General features: G+C 51.8%; 23 protein-coding genes. 20 read left to right on the top strand and 3 right to left on the bottom strand.

The window, feature by feature from the left end; translation table 11 throughout:
- The first annotated feature begins 47 nt into the window (after nt 1–47).
- The 20 genes from FN037_RS00200 (at nt 48) to FN037_RS00100 (ending at nt 13,676) form a co-directional block, all read left to right on the top strand.
- On the top strand, nt 48–392 hold the full coding sequence (locus FN037_RS00200; protein WP_142501283.1) for a hypothetical protein: 345 nt from the start codon (nt 48–50) through the stop codon (nt 390–392).
- A 16-nt stretch (nt 393–408) separates the two neighbouring features.
- Nucleotides 409–777 (top strand): hypothetical protein, encoded by a 369-nt coding sequence (locus tag FN037_RS00195; RefSeq protein ID WP_142501282.1) that lies wholly within the window; start codon nt 409–411, stop codon nt 775–777.
- Between the two features lie 178 nt (nt 778–955).
- A complete protein-coding gene (locus FN037_RS00190) occupies nt 956–1,501 on the top strand; it encodes a KilA-N domain-containing protein (protein ID WP_142501281.1) in 546 nt (181 codons plus the stop codon).
- Nucleotides 1,502–1,822: 321 nt separating this feature from the next.
- Nucleotides 1,823–2,458: a putative metallopeptidase gene (locus tag FN037_RS00185; RefSeq protein ID WP_142501280.1), complete on the top strand. Its 636-nt coding sequence runs from the start codon at nt 1,823–1,825 to the stop codon at nt 2,456–2,458.
- A gap of 30 nt (nt 2,459–2,488) precedes the next feature.
- Nucleotides 2,489–2,968, top strand: coding sequence for a DUF2280 domain-containing protein (locus tag FN037_RS00180; RefSeq protein WP_142501279.1), 480 nt, complete (start codon nt 2,489–2,491; stop codon nt 2,966–2,968).
- Nucleotides 2,955–4,433, top strand: a complete 1,479-nt coding sequence (locus FN037_RS00175; RefSeq protein WP_142501278.1) for a DNA-packaging protein — start codon at nt 2,955–2,957, stop codon at nt 4,431–4,433. The genes FN037_RS00180 and FN037_RS00175 overlap by 14 nt, the downstream gene beginning before the upstream one ends.
- A gap of 15 nt (nt 4,434–4,448) precedes the next feature.
- Nucleotides 4,449–5,801, top strand: a complete 1,353-nt coding sequence (locus FN037_RS00170; protein ID WP_142501277.1) for an anti-CBASS protein Acb1 family protein — start codon at nt 4,449–4,451, stop codon at nt 5,799–5,801.
- Nucleotides 5,758–6,687: a phage minor head protein gene (locus FN037_RS00165; RefSeq protein WP_142501276.1), complete on the top strand. Its 930-nt coding sequence runs from the start codon at nt 5,758–5,760 to the stop codon at nt 6,685–6,687. Before FN037_RS00170 ends, FN037_RS00165 begins: the two co-directional genes overlap by 44 nt.
- 3 nt (nt 6,688–6,690) lie before the next feature.
- A complete protein-coding gene (locus FN037_RS00160) occupies nt 6,691–7,956 on the top strand; it encodes a hypothetical protein (protein WP_142501275.1) in 1,266 nt (421 codons plus the stop codon).
- Between the two features lie 12 nt (nt 7,957–7,968).
- Nucleotides 7,969–8,418, top strand: a complete 450-nt coding sequence (locus tag FN037_RS00155) for a hypothetical protein (protein WP_142501274.1) — start codon at nt 7,969–7,971, stop codon at nt 8,416–8,418.
- A 17-nt stretch (nt 8,419–8,435) separates the two neighbouring features.
- Nucleotides 8,436–9,512: a major capsid protein gene (locus FN037_RS00150; protein WP_142501273.1), complete on the top strand. Its 1,077-nt coding sequence runs from the start codon at nt 8,436–8,438 to the stop codon at nt 9,510–9,512.
- 9 nt (nt 9,513–9,521) lie between these two features.
- On the top strand, nt 9,522–9,701 hold the full coding sequence (locus tag FN037_RS00145) for a glycoprotein (RefSeq protein ID WP_142501272.1): 180 nt from the start codon (nt 9,522–9,524) through the stop codon (nt 9,699–9,701).
- 52 nt (nt 9,702–9,753) lie between these two features.
- On the top strand, nt 9,754–10,152 hold the full coding sequence (locus FN037_RS00140) for a hypothetical protein (protein ID WP_142501271.1): 399 nt from the start codon (nt 9,754–9,756) through the stop codon (nt 10,150–10,152).
- Nucleotides 10,153–10,322: 170 nt separating this feature from the next.
- Nucleotides 10,323–10,562 (top strand): hypothetical protein, encoded by a 240-nt coding sequence (locus FN037_RS00130; protein WP_142501269.1) that lies wholly within the window; start codon nt 10,323–10,325, stop codon nt 10,560–10,562.
- A gap of 3 nt (nt 10,563–10,565) precedes the next feature.
- A complete protein-coding gene (locus FN037_RS00125) occupies nt 10,566–10,928 on the top strand; it encodes a hypothetical protein (RefSeq protein ID WP_142501268.1) in 363 nt (120 codons plus the stop codon).
- 28 nt (nt 10,929–10,956) lie between these two features.
- A complete protein-coding gene (locus FN037_RS00120) occupies nt 10,957–11,304 on the top strand; it encodes a hypothetical protein (protein WP_142501267.1) in 348 nt (115 codons plus the stop codon).
- 59 nt (nt 11,305–11,363) lie between these two features.
- Nucleotides 11,364–11,732 carry an HK97 gp10 family phage protein gene (locus FN037_RS00115; protein ID WP_142501266.1) on the top strand — a complete coding sequence of 123 codons (369 nt, stop codon included), beginning with the start codon at nt 11,364–11,366 and terminating at the stop codon, nt 11,730–11,732.
- Nucleotides 11,729–12,112, top strand: a complete 384-nt coding sequence (locus tag FN037_RS00110) for a hypothetical protein (protein ID WP_142501265.1) — start codon at nt 11,729–11,731, stop codon at nt 12,110–12,112. Before FN037_RS00115 ends, FN037_RS00110 begins: the two co-directional genes overlap by 4 nt.
- Before the next feature lie 57 nt (nt 12,113–12,169).
- Nucleotides 12,170–12,922: an Ig-like domain-containing protein gene (locus tag FN037_RS00105; RefSeq protein ID WP_142501264.1), complete on the top strand. Its 753-nt coding sequence runs from the start codon at nt 12,170–12,172 to the stop codon at nt 12,920–12,922.
- 49 nt (nt 12,923–12,971) lie between these two features.
- Nucleotides 12,972–13,676 (top strand): DUF6246 family protein, encoded by a 705-nt coding sequence (locus FN037_RS00100; protein WP_142501263.1) that lies wholly within the window; start codon nt 12,972–12,974, stop codon nt 13,674–13,676.
- Between the two features lie 47 nt (nt 13,677–13,723).
- On the opposite strand, the gene FN037_RS00095 is transcribed toward FN037_RS00100, so the two are convergent.
- From FN037_RS00095 to FN037_RS00085, 3 genes are read right to left on the bottom strand one after another with little or no spacing between them, the layout of a single operon-like run.
- The gene (locus FN037_RS00095; protein ID WP_142501262.1) at nt 13,724–14,098 is read right to left on the bottom strand and encodes a hypothetical protein; all 375 of its coding nucleotides are present in this window, start codon (nt 14,096–14,098) and stop codon (nt 13,724–13,726) included.
- Complete coding sequence (locus FN037_RS00090) at nt 14,098–14,493, bottom strand: hypothetical protein (protein WP_142501261.1); 396 nt, start codon at nt 14,491–14,493, stop codon at nt 14,098–14,100. The genes FN037_RS00095 and FN037_RS00090 overlap by 1 nt, the downstream gene beginning before the upstream one ends.
- The gene (locus tag FN037_RS00085; protein WP_142501260.1) at nt 14,490–14,744 is read right to left on the bottom strand and encodes an Arc family DNA-binding protein; all 255 of its coding nucleotides are present in this window, start codon (nt 14,742–14,744) and stop codon (nt 14,490–14,492) included. The genes FN037_RS00090 and FN037_RS00085 overlap by 4 nt, the downstream gene beginning before the upstream one ends.
- Between the last annotated feature and the right edge of the window lie 28 nt (nt 14,745–14,772).

Here is a 14,772-nt window from a genome sequence, read left to right as displayed (position 1 = left end):
CCGCGCCAGCGCGGAAATCTCCAGAACCACTTCACAGAGCATCGACGATGAAACTACAGAAGCCGCTAAGCAGAATTCTGCTGACGTTGAGCGCGTGCGCAATGCTGGCAGCGTGTCAGAGCGAACAACAGCAATTAACGACGCAATCCGACGCGCTAACGACAAAGCCGGTCGTTAACTGCGAAGAAGACAAGGCGTTTCAGAAACTGCCAGATTACCCGGAGTGTGCAGACTGTGACAAAACTACTGACGTTGCTGTACTGCGTACTTACATCGCTGCTCAGCAGGAATGGGCGGTTAAAACCATCGGCGTCTATACCTACAACTCAATCCTCCGCGACAACACCGCCGCCTGCATCAGGCAGCTGCGCGACAGCGGCATCATCAACTGAAACAGGACAAAAAAGCATGAGCATTACTCTTAGTACACTGTCTACTATCGTGACCGGCGTATCCGCTATCGCATCAGGCGTTGTCAGCGTTTATGAAAACGGCGAAAAACTGCTGGAAATTATGAAGGCGGCCATCGTAAAAGTGGAAGAAGCCTATGCCAGCCTGAAGGCTGCTGGCGCGACCAAAAAAGCGCTGGTGCTCGCAACGCTCCAGGCGGCCGCCGAAGCCCTGGGTGAAGTGTGGGATAACATCATGGATTATTTCTCCGCGCTCATCGATTCCGTTGTCGATCTGTACAACACTGCGAAAGGCGTGATTGATGACGTGAAGGGCGACACTACGGAAACGACTAACGAAGCGGCGACCGAAACAGCCACTGCATAACAAATCCCCGGCCAGTTCACCGCTGGCCTGTAGTAACCCACTGCGCACTCCCCGCGCAAATCAAACCAAGAGCCCTTTTCGGGATATGAGACAGAGATAGGACGGTGGCTTTCATCGTGCCGCTCTTGGGCTGTCCATATCTGGGGAACTGGCTCATATCACCAAAAAGGAAATGACGATGCAATATCCAACCGTAACAGTGAACGGGGTATCTGTTCGCGTAGACAGAGACGGTCGTTACTGCCTGAATGACCTTCATGCTGCTGCCGTATTAAATGGTGAGGCTACAGAATCTCAGAAGCCAAGCAAGTTTATCCGGAGCGGTACGATAAAGCGGTTTGTCCGGGCGCTTGATGCCAGAGGACAAAAAAGTCCTTTGGAACAAAATCAATCACTTAAAGTAATCCGTGGTGGTGATTCTCAAAGTGTGTGGGGCGTAGAAATGATCGCCGTGCGTTATGCTGCGTGGATCAAGCCAGAGTTCGAAATCGACGTATACAACACGTTTATTGAGAGCAGGACCAAATCACTGGATATCCTCAACCAACTAAACAGGCTGGATTATGTTATTGGCGGTGAAACGAAGGACATAAGCCAGTGCGCAAGCAAAATGGGCAGGTGGGGTTCTGGTGGTCGCAAGGCTTTACTTCAAGAGGCCAGGAAAAACCTCATTGACCAGCTTGATCCAGACATGGTTGCTCTCATGGAAGGCAAGGTTGCATAACACAATAGTGTAGTATTCCTAGAGCCAGTTTCACAACATCTATCACCACCACGCGCCGTATCGTCGCAGCATCCCCACATTAACTACGACCGCAGCCCAACGGGCATCTCCTCTGCGCGAGTGTGTGGGGATAATCAGTAACGGTAAATGCCGGGTTTTACGCGGGACATTGCGGTTTACCCTCATAGCGGCAAACTGGAGCCGTGGCAGAAGAATCTCAGTCTGTTTTACAGAGCTTTCCACTAAGAAGGCTCGATAAAGCAGAATTTGTTTTATGTACTCCCACGCGGGAGATACTCACTTTTTAGAGGAATGTTCTGTATGGCTGAAGTTGAAGACCGCCGACCATTCCCTCCCGTCAACTTCACTGTCGAAAACTGGCTGCCGTATACGCGGATTATCCCGGCTACTGAAATCGGAGAATGGATTAACCAGCATATCCTCTCCGAGGGCGGTCGAATCCATAATCCTGACCATGCGCACTTGCTCGATGCTGATGTTGCGTTCATGTGGGCTTCCGGCTCATTCGCCAAAAGCGGCCGCATTGTGTTGGGTCAGTGTGAGCAGGTAATGATGCGCGCTGGCGGCTGGCAGAAATCCCGCATGGAGCAGCAGATGTATGAATGGTTCGGTCGCATTCCGAAGTTCGTCATCACTTTGGCAGCCGATTACTGCTCACAATGCAGCGACCTTGAATTCTGTGCGTTGGTTGAACATGAGCTTTATCACATCGCCCAGGCTACCGATGACTACGGCGCGCCGAAGTTCAACAGAGATACTGGACAGCCGGTGCTGACATTGCGTGGTCACGACGTCGAGGAATTTGTTGGAGTGGTCCGGCGTTACGGTGCCAGTAATGAAGTGCAGGAAATGGTTGATGCGGCTAACAGGCCAGCGGAGGTTGCACACCTTAACATTGCCAGAGCGTGCGGGACTTGCATGCTGAAACTGGCTTAATTCTGGAATGCTTTGGAAGGATGGTGATTCATGGCTGCACTAAAACCAGAGGTGAAGGCCGCCATCGTTCAAATGCTTGCGTGCTATGACAGCCTGTCAATTGTTGTCGACGCTATCCAAAAAGATTACGGGATAAAAGTAACGCCTCAGCAAGTCGAATCGCACGATCCGACGAAAGTAAGCGGCAAGGGGCTGGCGAAAAAGTGGGTTGACCTCTTCAATGCCACCCGCGACCGCTTCCTCAACGAAATATCCGACATACCGATCGCCAACAAGGCTTATCGCTTGCGCGTCCTGCAGCGAATGTCGATGACCGCCGAAAACATGAAGAATATTGGCATGACGGCGCAGTTACTGGAGCAGGCGGCAAAAGAAGTCGGTGAGGCATACAGCAACAAGCACAAGCTTGAACATTCCGGGCCCGGAGGCGGACCGATTGAAACTGCCACACTGACGAAAGAAGAATACAAAGCTGCACGGCGGGAGATGTTGGAGGATGACGACTGCTGAGCAAAAGACTTATGCACGTAAGATTGAGTGTGAAGAGGACGGGCTGTACTTCGCTCGCTATTTCTTCAAGCAGCGCACTGGCGGAAAGATGATTGTCGCGCCTCACCATAAAGTGATTCAGCAAACACTTGATCGCGTCATTGATGGTGAGATAACGCGACTGGTCATCAACGTTCCACCTGGTTATACGAAAACTGAACTGGCAACCATCAACATGATGGGGCGTGGGCTGGCGATAAACAATCGCGCCCGCTTTATGCACCTGTCCTATTCGCACAACCTGGCGCTGCTGAACTCCTCCACAGCCCGTGGCATGATTAAATCTCATGCTTACCAGTCCATGTGGCCCATGACGTTGCGTGATGACGCTGACAGCAAGGCTATGTGGTGGACTGAGCACGGCGGCGGTGTCTATGCGTCATCGGCTGCAGGACAGGTTACCGGATTCCGCGCAGGACACATGGAGCCAGGCTGGCAGGGCGCACTGATTATCGATGACCCGGTTAAGCCTGATGATGCTTATTCCGAAGTAGTCCGCGACGGCGTCAATAACCGTTTCAATGAGACAATAAAATCACGACTTGCCGTCGAAACTACACCGATGATTGTCATCATGCAGCGCATCCACTACCACGACCTGAGCGGCTATTTGCTACGCGGGGGGAGTGGTGAGAAGTGGTATCACCTTAATTTGCCGGTGATTATTGATAATAGTCAGTCATACGAGGCGCAGTACCCGGAAAATACTCATGCTATCCCTATTGACCATGGGCTGCCTGATGGATGGCTCTGGCCGTTCAAGCATAACGAATCGCACCGCATATCGCTGTTCTCGCATCGCCGCACTGCTGAAGCTCAGTACATGCAAAAGCCCAGAAGGTTTAACGCTGAGGGAGCGCTGTGGACTGAGGTGATGATCAATGCGGCGCATGATTTGCAAATCAACGGCGATAAAACTCGGACTGTAATAGCGATTGACCCGCAGGCCACCAATAGTGATGAAAGTGATGAGACGGGGATTGTCGCGGCAAGCGCCTATGGTGCCGGAGATAAAAAACAGTTCTCTGTCGATGGAGATTACAGCGGCAAGTATTCCCCTGCTGGCTGGGCTAAAAAGGCTATATGGGCGTATGAACATCATCACGCCGACGCGATAGTTATCGAAACCAACCAGGGTGGCGACATGGCGGAGGAAACGCTGCGTAACGCCGGGTTTAAAGGGCGCATCATTCGTATTCACGCCAGCAAAGGTAAATACGCCAGGGCTGAACCTATATCAGCACTTTATGAGCAAGGGCGCGTTGCCAACCTCGGAAATTTATACGTTCTGGAAAATCAACTCATGGAGTATGTCCCCACGACCGCTAAAAAGTCTCCTGACCGCCTGGATGCGATGGTATACGCACTTACTGAACTTAGCGGCTCACAACCGATGGGGATGATGATTCCGAAACGCCTACGCTAACCAAACGGACACGACATGAACAAACAGTTACAGATGGCAGTTAATCATGCGATTAACGACGCCAGGCTTGCTCGCGCCCGTATGGGGCTGATGAATCCCACTATGGGACTTGATAATAAACGTAGCTCCGCGTGGTGCGAATACGGCTTCCCTGAACAAATATCCTATGAAAACCTGTACTCGCTATATCGCCGGGGTGGTATAGCTCACGGTGCGGTAGAGAAACTCGTTGGTAAATGCTGGCAGACTAATCCGGAAATTATCGAGGGTGACGACGCCGACGAAAGCGAAGATGAAACCGCATGGGAAAGGAAGGCCAAACAGGTATTCACTAACCGTTTCTGGCGCTCGTTTTCTGACGCTGACCGCCGCCGCCTGGTCGGAAGGTATTCCGGAATTCTCCTGTACGTTCGCGATAATCAGGACTGGAATCTTCCGGTAACGAGAGGGCGAGGACTTGAAAAAATCGCCGTTGCATGGGCTGGCTCACTCACTGTCGGCGAATGGGACACAGGTCTTAACTCGAAGACCTACGGTCAGCCCAAGACGTGGCAGTACACGGAAAGGTTACCTAACGGTGCGACCCGCCGCGTCAATATCCATCCTGACCGCGTTTTTATCCTTGGTGACTATACCGATGATGCGATCGGCTTCCTTGAGCCATCCTATAACGCCTTTGTTAGTCTGGAAAAAGTCGAGGGTGGTTCCGGTGAGTCGTTCCTGAAGAACGCGGCGCGCCAGTTGGCTTTAAGCTTCGACAAGGAGATCAACTTTGGCGAGATAGCTTCAATGTACGGCGTTGGCGTTGACGAACTACAGGACAAGTTCAACGAAGCTGCGCGAGAGATGAACCGCGGCAACGACGTGCTGCTTTCCCTGCAAGGAGCAAGCGTAACCTCGTTGGTATCGCCGGTTTCTGATCCGTCACCAACCTATGACGTTAACCTGCAAACAGCTGCCGCCGGGGTGGATATCCCGACGCGTATTCTTGTTGGCAACCAGCAGGCGGAACGGTCAAGCACTGAAGACCAGAAATATTTCAATTCTCGCTGTCAGTCTCGCCGCGTCGAACTGTCTTTCGAGATAGAGGATTTCTGCGACAAACTTATCGACCTTCGCATCATTGACCCGGTCAGCGTGAAAACAGTTATCTGGGATGACCTGAACGAGCAGAGCGGAGAAGAGAAGCTGACCAACGCTAAGACCATGAGCGAGATTAATCAGACAATGCAGGGCAGCGGTGAAAATCCTGCGTTTAGTCGTGAGGAAATCCGCACAGCCGCCGGTTACGAGAATGACGACGAAGAGCCATTAGGAGAAGAGGATGGCATCGAAGAAGAAGACGAAGCCGCCGGTTCTTCCGCGTAACTATCAGGACCCCACAGGAGCCGATGCGCTGGAGCGACGGGCGATGAAAGATTTCGCCAGGCGGATGAACAAAATCAGCAAAGCGTATAAATCAGCACTCGAACGAATCCCTTCCTCACTCGCAGTAAACGCCAGATACGAGTACCAGCTAAATCCACAAACACTCTCAATCATCCTGAACGATGCCATTTATCTGGTTGATCAGGTGCTGCTTGATGGCGACGAGTACGACCTGTGGTTTTACGAGTATGTAGACCTGGCTGCTGAGAAAGGGACGGGGCAGTCGTTTACCAACCTGAGTCAGCAGTCGCCTGTCTATGCCGCCGGACGGGAATCACTTGCCGCAATCCTCGCCAGCGAGCCTTATAAGCAGCGAATGGCCCTGGTGCACGCCAGAATGTTCGAAGAAATGAAGGGGCTAACCGCTGAAGTTAAGCGAGATATGGCACGCGTTCTCACTGATGGTGTTGGACGAGGGCTTAACCCGCGCGAAGTGGCTCGAAACCTGACTGAGCAGGTAGGTATTGAGAAGCGACGGGCGAACCGGATAGCGCGCACTGAGGTTACTACTGCGCTGCGGCGGGCCAAATGGGACGAGGACGACGAAGCTCAGGAACTCTACGGCCTGAAAACCAGACTGCTTCACATTTCCGCTCTGTCTCCGACAACTCGCCAGACTCATGCGGCAAGGCATGCTCACTTGTACACGAACGAAGAAGTTCGCGAATGGTACGCGCAGGGGGCGAACAGTATTAACTGCAAATGTACGCAGCAATCTGTACTTGTTGATGACAAAGGCGAACCGGTTTATCCAGACACCATCACAAAGCTCAAACAGGAATACAAAACGATGCAGGCGCGAGGTTATGCCTGGTCTAAGGGGTAACTCATGCCTATTCAGGTAAATATCACCACTAAGGTAAACAGCCAGTCAATCCGGCGAGAAACTTACAACGGCAGAGAGCATCTTGTTCTCCCGAGCTACACACTTCCCGCGAATGTTGTCATGAATGGCGGACTCTATCCGGCATCTGAAATTGATGCGCATTATCAGGGACTGGAAGGAACTCTGGCACCGCTAGGTCATCCGCAGGTTAATGGCGAGTTCGTTTCAGCTTTCTCCCCTGAAGGCATTAATGCTGGTCATATTGGGGCCTGGAACAGAAATGTTAAGAAGTCAGGGAATCGCATCTATCTGGAGAAGTGGCTCGACGTATCTAAAGCGGAAGAGTCAGAAGGTGGGCGAGAACTGCTTGAGCGGGTAGCTGCCATTGAGCGAGGCGATGACGTTCCTCCAATCCATACCAGCGTTGCCGCCTTCCTTGACCAGTTAGAGCCAAACGAAGAGCAACGCGCTACCGGTGCTGAATGGGTGGCGAAAATCCACAGTATGGACCATGACGCGATCCTGCTGCACGAAGTCGGAGCCGCTACCCCGGAGCAGGGTGTCGGACTGATGGTTAACGCTGACCTTGCGCAGCCACTGAAAGCAAACTCCGGCGCTCTGATTGGCGAGTCATATCGCGAGCGCGAACAGCGGCTTGACCGTGCGGCCAAAGAAAAATTTGCGCCTGGCTCTGATGAATACGCCTGGATTGCTGATTTCACCGATTCTCAGGCGGTGGTGATACGCAATGGCGGAAAGGCCGAAGTGTTCGGCTATTCAACTGACGGTGGAAAAATCACCTTTGACGACACCGGAACCACAGTTCAGCGGCAGGAGTCATGGGTTGCCGTTGTTGCCAACAAATTTAAATCTCTTTTCACACTGCAGGAACAGCCTGCACCAAACCACAATACGGAGGGCGACATGCCTTTAACCAAAGAAGAACTGGAACAAATCGGCAGCATGGTTAGCGAGGCTGTTGCAACCAATACCGAAAAGGCAATTAAGCCACTGTCGGAAAAGGTTGATGCTTTGCAGGTCAACCAGGACAAGCTCGCGGAAACGCTGACTGCCAACTCCCGCGCTGAAGAGAAAACCAAGCGTGATGCCGTGGCGAAAGTGCACGGCGAAATCGTGGCTAACGCGCTGTCAGGTGAAGCACTGGATGCAATGTACAAATCGCTTGGTGAAGCCACTCCGCTGGGTACGAATTCCGCACAGCAGCAGAAAGAAACCGGCGCACCTACCGCTGAAGAACATTTCAAATAAGGAGCCTGAATAATGGCACGTTATCGTCGCGTTAATATCGACGGTCAGTCTCTGTACAAGACCGAAACCCGCAAGACGGCAGCCGCGCTCCTTCCGGGAACCGCAGCAGTCATCAATACGGATGGTGAGTTTGAACAGGCCGCAGCACTTGCTGGACGCCTGTACATCATTGACTGCGCATACCACCAGGGGTTAGGCATTCTTGATGCCGTTCCTGCCGGTGACTCTGCCGTGGGTAACTACGTGGAAGAGGGGCGCGAACTGGCATTGCTGTGCGCGCCTGGCTCATACGCAAAAGACAGTCCTGTCAAGCTCGGAACGAACGGGCAATTCACCCTGGCAACCGATGATACTGACTCAGTAATCGGCTACAGCCAGGACGAATACACCATCGCTGCGAGCACAACCGATTTCATTCGTGTGCGCATGCGCGTTGGCACCGTGGCCGCCGCTGGCGAATAATAAAAGGATAACTGAACATGTATTTCTCCAAAGAGACGCTGGCGACCAATTCCCGTCTGGGTGGTCACTGGAATGAGTTGTGGGCTAACCGCAATATGTGGAACGTCCATCACGACGCGATGATTGCCGCTAACCGTGCGACTATGACGCCAGAATGGCTTGCGGTGAACGCAGCAGGCGGATTCACTCGCGATTTCTGGGCGGAGATTGACCGTCAGGTGCTGCAACTGCGCGATCAGGAAGTCGGCATTGAAATCGTTAACGACCTGATTGGTGTCCAGACAGTTCTTTCTGTCGGGAAAACCGCGAAACTGTATGACGTTGTCGGCGATATCGCTGATGATGTTTCCGTAAGTATCGATGGTCAGGCCCCGTTCTCGTTCGACCACACCGAATACGCCAGCGATGGTGACCCGATCCCGGTTTTTACTGCCGGTTATGGTGTGAACTGGCGTCACGCTGCAGGTCTGAATACGGTAGGTATCGACCTGGTTCTTGATTCTCAGATGGCGAAGATGCGCAAATTCAACAAGAAGCGCGTCAATTACTACCTGAACGGCGACACCAACATTCAGGTGCAATCCTACCCGGCGCAGGGAATCAAAAACCACCGCAACACCAAAAAGCTGAATCTTGGCTCTGGTACCGGCGGCGTTAATATCGACCTGACCACAGCTACCATGACTCAGTTGTTTGAGTTCTTCGGTAAAGGTGCATTCGGTACGCTGGCCCGCGCTAATAAAGTTGCAGCATATGATGTGATGTGGGTATCCCCGGAAATCTGGGCTAACCTCGCGCAGCCGTACGTTGTCAACGGCGTTGTAAGCGGCAACGTTCTGAATGCGGTCCTGCCGTTCGCTCCGGTGAAAGAAATCCGCATGACCTTCGCGCTGTCCGGCAACGAGTTCATTGCGTACGTGCGTCGTCAGGATGTCATCTCCCCGCTGGTTGGCATGGCTGTTGGTGTTGTTCCTCTGCCTCGCCCGCTCCCGAACGTTAACTATAACTTCCAGATTATGTCCGCTGAAGGTCTGCAAATCACCGCAGATGAGCAGGGGCTGTCTGGCGTTGTGTACGGCGCTGAACTGGATTAAGGGTGACAAATGGCTAAATACCAGGTCATTAAGCCGTGGCATGGTGTGAACGCTGGTCAGGTGGTTGAAATGAAGGGCCTTCACCCGTCATTAAAACCACACGTCATTCTGATTAGCGAGGGAGAACTGACTCCCGCCACGCCAGAGGCCAAAACAAGCCGGAAGCGCAAAGCAGAAAGTGAAGAATAGCCGCGAAAGCGGTTTTTTTTATGCCCTCTCAGGAGGGCTTTAAGAGGACGGCATGATAACCACAGAACAGGCTACGCAATATCTTGAGTCAGTCGGTATCACGCTGCCTGACTTCATTCTTGCCGCTCTGGTTGAACAGGCTAATAGCGTACAGGAATGTCTTGATGCGCATTACTCACCGGCTACCGCGTTGCTTATTCAGTCCTATCTTCTTGGGTTAATGGCTCTGGGGCAGGGTGACAAGTACATATCCAGCCAGACCGCACCATCAGGAGCTTCTCGCTCATTCCGCTACCAGTCATTTTCCGACCGGTGGAAAGGCACGCTGAACCTGCTGCGCGGGCTGGATAAATACGGCTGCACCACGGCGCTTATCCCGCCAAACCCGACCAATACGGCATTTGCTGGCATCTGGATTGGCAAGGGTGGCTGTATGGGTAACAGTCGATGAACTGGATTTCAGTAAAGCAGAGGCTTCCGCGCACGTTCACCCGTGTGTGGGTGATGACCGATACCGGCCAGAAAACTACGGCGTACGTTAAGAGCAACGGCGAGTGGTTCATCAACTGCGACCGCATACGCGCTACTGGCTCAACCGTGCTGCGATGGAGGGAATAAAGTATGGCGAACGCAATAAAAAGCATGGTTAGCGCGTTAAATGTGACCGTGATTTATCGTGTTGCCGGAGAGGTGAAAACCTTTAGCGAGACTGTCGTGTCTTCACTTGTGATTGAACGCTATTTGCAACTTGAGTGCGGCGACACTGTCGGCCTGTTCGTGCCGGTTGGTAAAGGCCAGCAGGTCAATGCGCTGAATATCGAATGGTTTGACATTGAGCGCATTAACGCGCCAAAGGAGTGACCAGTGTCATCGGCAGCGAACTGGAGCTACACCGCCACCGGGACTATCTGGCGGCGCATACGCGATGCTGACGGCAGTGATACTGACGGCGGAGGTCAGCCTTACGGGTGGGAAGCGCCTTTTTCTATCATGATGGATTATCAGGGCGGATTGTCTGCGAAAATCGGCGATTTGGGTCGGGAGATTGTAGTTAAAAATACAATCTGGACGGAGTACGCAGAGGCGCGGGAAGGAGATTATATCCTTATCGGCGCATCAACTGACGCTACACCGCCGGATGATGCCGACGAGATACGACAGGTGATTCGCTACGCCGATACTTTCGAGCGGCTGGCTGATGATTATGCGATAATAACCGGCGTATAGGAGTGGTAACCAGTTAATTGAGGTAGAAATGCGTATTGTTAATCGACAGACATTCCTTTCCCTTCCTGAAGATACAGTCTACAGCATCAGCCACTGGACGCCAGATGGAGGCAGTACATCAATAACTGACCTTAAAATAAAAGGGCCAACAGTAGCGGATGCTGACTACTACGAAACATCAATACCTGATTTTGACTTTAACAGTATTGATGAGGCCGAAAAGGAAATAGAGCGCTCTATAAAAATGGGTTGGTCAGTAGACCCAGACTTTAATGTTGAAACAAGAAATTCGATGTTTGATGAATCCCAGATGTTTGCCGTTTGGGAAAAAGAAGACATCGAAAGACTGATTGCAAGACTTAAAGAATGCCTGTAGCCAACTATCACAATTAATAGGTCGCTTCGGCGGCCTTTTTTTACGTCTGGAGCTACCTTATGGGCGCTAAAATTCGCGGCATTCGTCAGGCTAAGGCCAATCTCGACCGCATCATCAAAGACGTCCAGGGGCGTAAGGTTGTTCGCGCGTTGCAGTCTGCGATGCTCATCGGTAGCGCACAGGCAGCACTTTATACGCCCATCGATACATCGACGCTCATCAATAGCCAGTTCCGGGAAATAACTACTAACGGCGTGAGAGTGACCGGGCGCGTTGGCTATACGGCTAACTACGCAATGTATGTCCACGACCCTGAAGTGAAGCAGAACTTCCGACGAGCCACAGCGCGGAAAGAGTTCTTAACGAAGGGCTTCGAAGATACCCGCAGCCAGATTGACGCGGCGATTAAGAAGGAGTTAAGTCTATGACTCCGGCCATGTACATGCGCCTGAAAGACCTGTTTGTTGCCGAAAAGCTGACGGAGGGGTTTAAGGTGCAGTGGCGGCAATGGCGCGATACCGGGAAAGATGCCGACCAGTTTATCGTTTTCCGGCCTTCCGGCGGTACCAATATTGAGTACGACCGCGGCGGTGACTGGTATGTGATGGTCGATGTTGTTTCCTCGAAAGCCAATCCTGATGCCGCTGACTCAGCGGTAAACGCTATTGTCGAATACATCAGCGCACAATCCGGTGCTGATGAATGCGTCGGCGCGCTGCGGCTTGTCGGTAATGTCCCGACAGCAATCCCCACGGAAGAGGGTCGGTTAGTCACACGGCTGCTCGTCTCCTGCACATACGGCGAATAACGCCAGAAATCACTAACAGGCCGCCAGATGGCGGCCTTTTTTAATTGAGAGGTACACATGCAAGGCTGTGCTAATGATACCGGCAAGCTAATTGGTAAAACAGCGGTACTCCGCATGGCTTACGGCTGTGCTGACACTGTTCCTGCGTTATCTGAGTGGCTGCGTCTTGGCGCGCTAACCACTAAAGGTTTTGACTACTCCATGAATACCGTCACCTCCGAGGCTGACGATACGAAAGGGCTGGTTGAGAACCTGGTTAACAACATGGACTTCACCATTTCCGGTGAGGGCGAGTTCCGCAAGAAGGACAAAACGACTGAGGTCGGCGCAATCCGCCTGTCGAAATATATTTTCGATGAAGTGCAGGCCGGACGCCAGCCGACGCTGTGGGTGCGCTTCGACTTTGTGGGCGAAGATGCTGGCACCTACATTATGGGGTACTTCAATACCACCTCATGGTCGGGTGATTTCGGCACGTCCGATATTTCCACCTTCTCTGGTGAGTGGAAAGTTTACGACGCCGACACCGTGGTGTTTGAAATTGCTGACCCGATTGCAGTTACCGGCGTCACCGTCACCCCGGCTACCGCCAGTATCGCAGTTGGCAGCACTCAGCAACTGAATGCGACAGTCGAGCCGTCCAACGCAACCAACCAGGCAGTAACTTACACCTCTTCCGATGAGGCGGTGGCAACAGTTAACGCCAGCGGTCTGGTAACAGCAGTTGCCGCAGGCAGCGCAACTATCACCGCAACAACGGCAGACGGCAGTTTCACGGCAACGTCCGTTATCACAGTTACTGAGCCGTAATCAGTACAAAGGGCGTCCCGGCGCCCTTGATACTGTTTATGGAGCAACTATGACCCCCATCAAAGAACTTGGCGAATGCGTTATCGGTACCGGTGACCGGGAATTCTTTTTCCGGCCGTCGTTTCGCAACATGGCGCGAATCGGTGAGCCAGCAGAAATCGTGCAGACGTTCTATGACTTGTGCAATGACGAAGCGACGCCGTTGCTTCAGCGAGCGGCAGAGGCCTATATCCGCGACGAGTACAGCAGACTGCCATCTTGCGTAACGCAGTACATCCAGAGCGGGCTACTTGCGAGAAAGGCAATCATGGCGGCGCACACTGTTATGTCTGCCTGTTGCGATGACGATATCGGCGAACTGATAGGCTGGATGAAACCGGCTAAGGCCAGTAAGCGTAGTTTCGTCTGGCGTCGCGGCTCTATGCCGCCTGAGAACATGGTAATCGTCGCGCAAAGCCTGATGATGCATGGCATTGTAGGAAAGGCGAAGGTGCGAAAACTACAGCGCTACGAAACGAACGAGACCACATCAGAATTCCGCGCTACAGACTACATCATGGCGGCACGCAATCACTTCGGCATCAGCAGGGAAGAGGCTGAAAATCTGACAATGACGGAATTTGCATTAATGCTGAATGCCAAATATCCAAACCAGAAAGGATTCACCAGGGAAGAGTACGACGAAGTAATGGACGAGGACGACCGCCGCTGGAAGGCGATGATGGAAAAAGAGCAGGCCACCAAGACAAGATAAATCCGTGGTTTTTGGATAGCCCACTCAGGTGGGCTATCACATCTTGATTACTTTTTGGTATTAAGCTCTATAGCTGATAATTGGGTTGCGATTTTGTCAAACTTATCATCGCTTCGATCTGAAATTCTTTGGACGGCATCTTGCAAACGATAGGTTTGCGCGAGCAAGTCTTGCCTTGTTTGGTTTATGTCATCCTTATTCAACTTCTGCATTTCAGCCAGATCAGCTTTAAGCTCGAGTCTGTTTTCTCTGGACTTAGCTTCAATCGTGGAATTTATCCAAACGGTTGCAATAACAACAGGAACGATCACTGTCAGGATTAATCCGCCCCAGTTGAGAATTGTTTTTAATGTATTTTTTTCCACTTTCGGTTGCTCCTTATGCGGAGTGTCCACTGAAACGAGAGTTAATGTTGGCTTCATTATGATCTTCGCATGTTAAAGTAGCAAGTAGCGCAATCTAACTCGGTATCACCGCGTTTTAGCGTAGCTTTCATGCTGTAGTTACCAAGTTTTGTTATCTCTACACCATCAAATTTTGCTTCGAGAGAAACCGCAATCCCTTCACAAGTCTCTTTACTGTCATTGGCCTTAAACTCAAGCCAGTCAGAAGTTCCAGTAAGGTTTTCCCCTTCCGGGGAAAAAACATTTGCTGAAATCTTGTAGTGCTCATCTTGTACCAGGCCAACCATTGATACCTTCAGAGTTATCGACATGGTTACTGGAACCTTTTGAAGCTCATATTGGAGTACGGGTAATTTTTTGCCGTCTTTATCTTTAATCAAGGAATATAGGAAGGCTATTTTCTCGGTACTCATTTTTTATTGTCCCCGTAGATGCCTTTAAGCGTATCGAATACGACCTTCTTAAACTTCTCTGCCTGCTGGTCGGCCAAACGTTCGGCATCGTCGCGGTAGCCGGATACTGGCGATGGCTGATCCAGTGCGTCTTGCACTATTTGCAGGAGTTCGGCGTTTATAGACCGTCCGTTAAGCTTTGCCCTTTGCTTAACCTTTTCCTTTATCTCTGGGGTCATCCTGAAATTGAATTGTGGATCTTCTCGCGACATACAACCTCCGTTTGTTGACATCATATGA

The organism is Klebsiella sp. 2680 (genome assembly GCF_900198535.1).
In the GTDB taxonomy this organism is placed as follows: domain Bacteria; phylum Pseudomonadota; class Gammaproteobacteria; order Enterobacterales; family Enterobacteriaceae; genus Klebsiella; species Klebsiella indica.
This window is presented reverse-complemented; position numbering and strand designations above follow the sequence as displayed.

Coding starts and splice junctions, on each gene's coding strand:
- FN037_RS00095 (WP_142501262.1), bottom strand. CDS start 14,098: ATGAAGCCAACATTAACTCTCGTTTCAGTGGACACTCCGCATAAGGAG.
- FN037_RS00100 (WP_142501263.1), top strand. CDS start 12,972: ATGACCCCCATCAAAGAACTTGGCGAATGCGTTATCGGTACCGGTGAC.
- FN037_RS00160 (WP_142501275.1), top strand. CDS start 6,691: ATGCCTATTCAGGTAAATATCACCACTAAGGTAAACAGCCAGTCAATC.
- FN037_RS00150 (WP_142501273.1), top strand. CDS start 8,436: ATGTATTTCTCCAAAGAGACGCTGGCGACCAATTCCCGTCTGGGTGGT.
- FN037_RS00110 (WP_142501265.1), top strand. CDS start 11,729: ATGACTCCGGCCATGTACATGCGCCTGAAAGACCTGTTTGTTGCCGAA.
- FN037_RS00200 (WP_142501283.1), top strand. CDS start 48: ATGAAACTACAGAAGCCGCTAAGCAGAATTCTGCTGACGTTGAGCGCG.
- FN037_RS00165 (WP_142501276.1), top strand. CDS start 5,758: ATGGCATCGAAGAAGAAGACGAAGCCGCCGGTTCTTCCGCGTAACTAT.
- FN037_RS00190 (WP_142501281.1), top strand. CDS start 956: ATGCAATATCCAACCGTAACAGTGAACGGGGTATCTGTTCGCGTAGAC.
- FN037_RS00085 (WP_142501260.1), bottom strand. CDS start 14,744: ATGTCGCGAGAAGATCCACAATTCAATTTCAGGATGACCCCAGAGATA.
- FN037_RS00170 (WP_142501277.1), top strand. CDS start 4,449: ATGAACAAACAGTTACAGATGGCAGTTAATCATGCGATTAACGACGCC.
- FN037_RS00140 (WP_142501271.1), top strand. CDS start 9,754: ATGATAACCACAGAACAGGCTACGCAATATCTTGAGTCAGTCGGTATC.
- FN037_RS00120 (WP_142501267.1), top strand. CDS start 10,957: ATGCGTATTGTTAATCGACAGACATTCCTTTCCCTTCCTGAAGATACA.
- FN037_RS00130 (WP_142501269.1), top strand. CDS start 10,323: ATGGCGAACGCAATAAAAAGCATGGTTAGCGCGTTAAATGTGACCGTG.
- FN037_RS00145 (WP_142501272.1), top strand. CDS start 9,522: ATGGCTAAATACCAGGTCATTAAGCCGTGGCATGGTGTGAACGCTGGT.
- FN037_RS00175 (WP_142501278.1), top strand. CDS start 2,955: ATGACGACTGCTGAGCAAAAGACTTATGCACGTAAGATTGAGTGTGAA.
- FN037_RS00090 (WP_142501261.1), bottom strand. CDS start 14,493: ATGAGTACCGAGAAAATAGCCTTCCTATATTCCTTGATTAAAGATAAA.
- FN037_RS00115 (WP_142501266.1), top strand. CDS start 11,364: ATGGGCGCTAAAATTCGCGGCATTCGTCAGGCTAAGGCCAATCTCGAC.
- FN037_RS00155 (WP_142501274.1), top strand. CDS start 7,969: ATGGCACGTTATCGTCGCGTTAATATCGACGGTCAGTCTCTGTACAAG.
- FN037_RS00195 (WP_142501282.1), top strand. CDS start 409: ATGAGCATTACTCTTAGTACACTGTCTACTATCGTGACCGGCGTATCC.
- FN037_RS00105 (WP_142501264.1), top strand. CDS start 12,170: ATGCAAGGCTGTGCTAATGATACCGGCAAGCTAATTGGTAAAACAGCG.
- FN037_RS00185 (WP_142501280.1), top strand. CDS start 1,823: ATGGCTGAAGTTGAAGACCGCCGACCATTCCCTCCCGTCAACTTCACT.
- FN037_RS00180 (WP_142501279.1), top strand. CDS start 2,489: ATGGCTGCACTAAAACCAGAGGTGAAGGCCGCCATCGTTCAAATGCTT.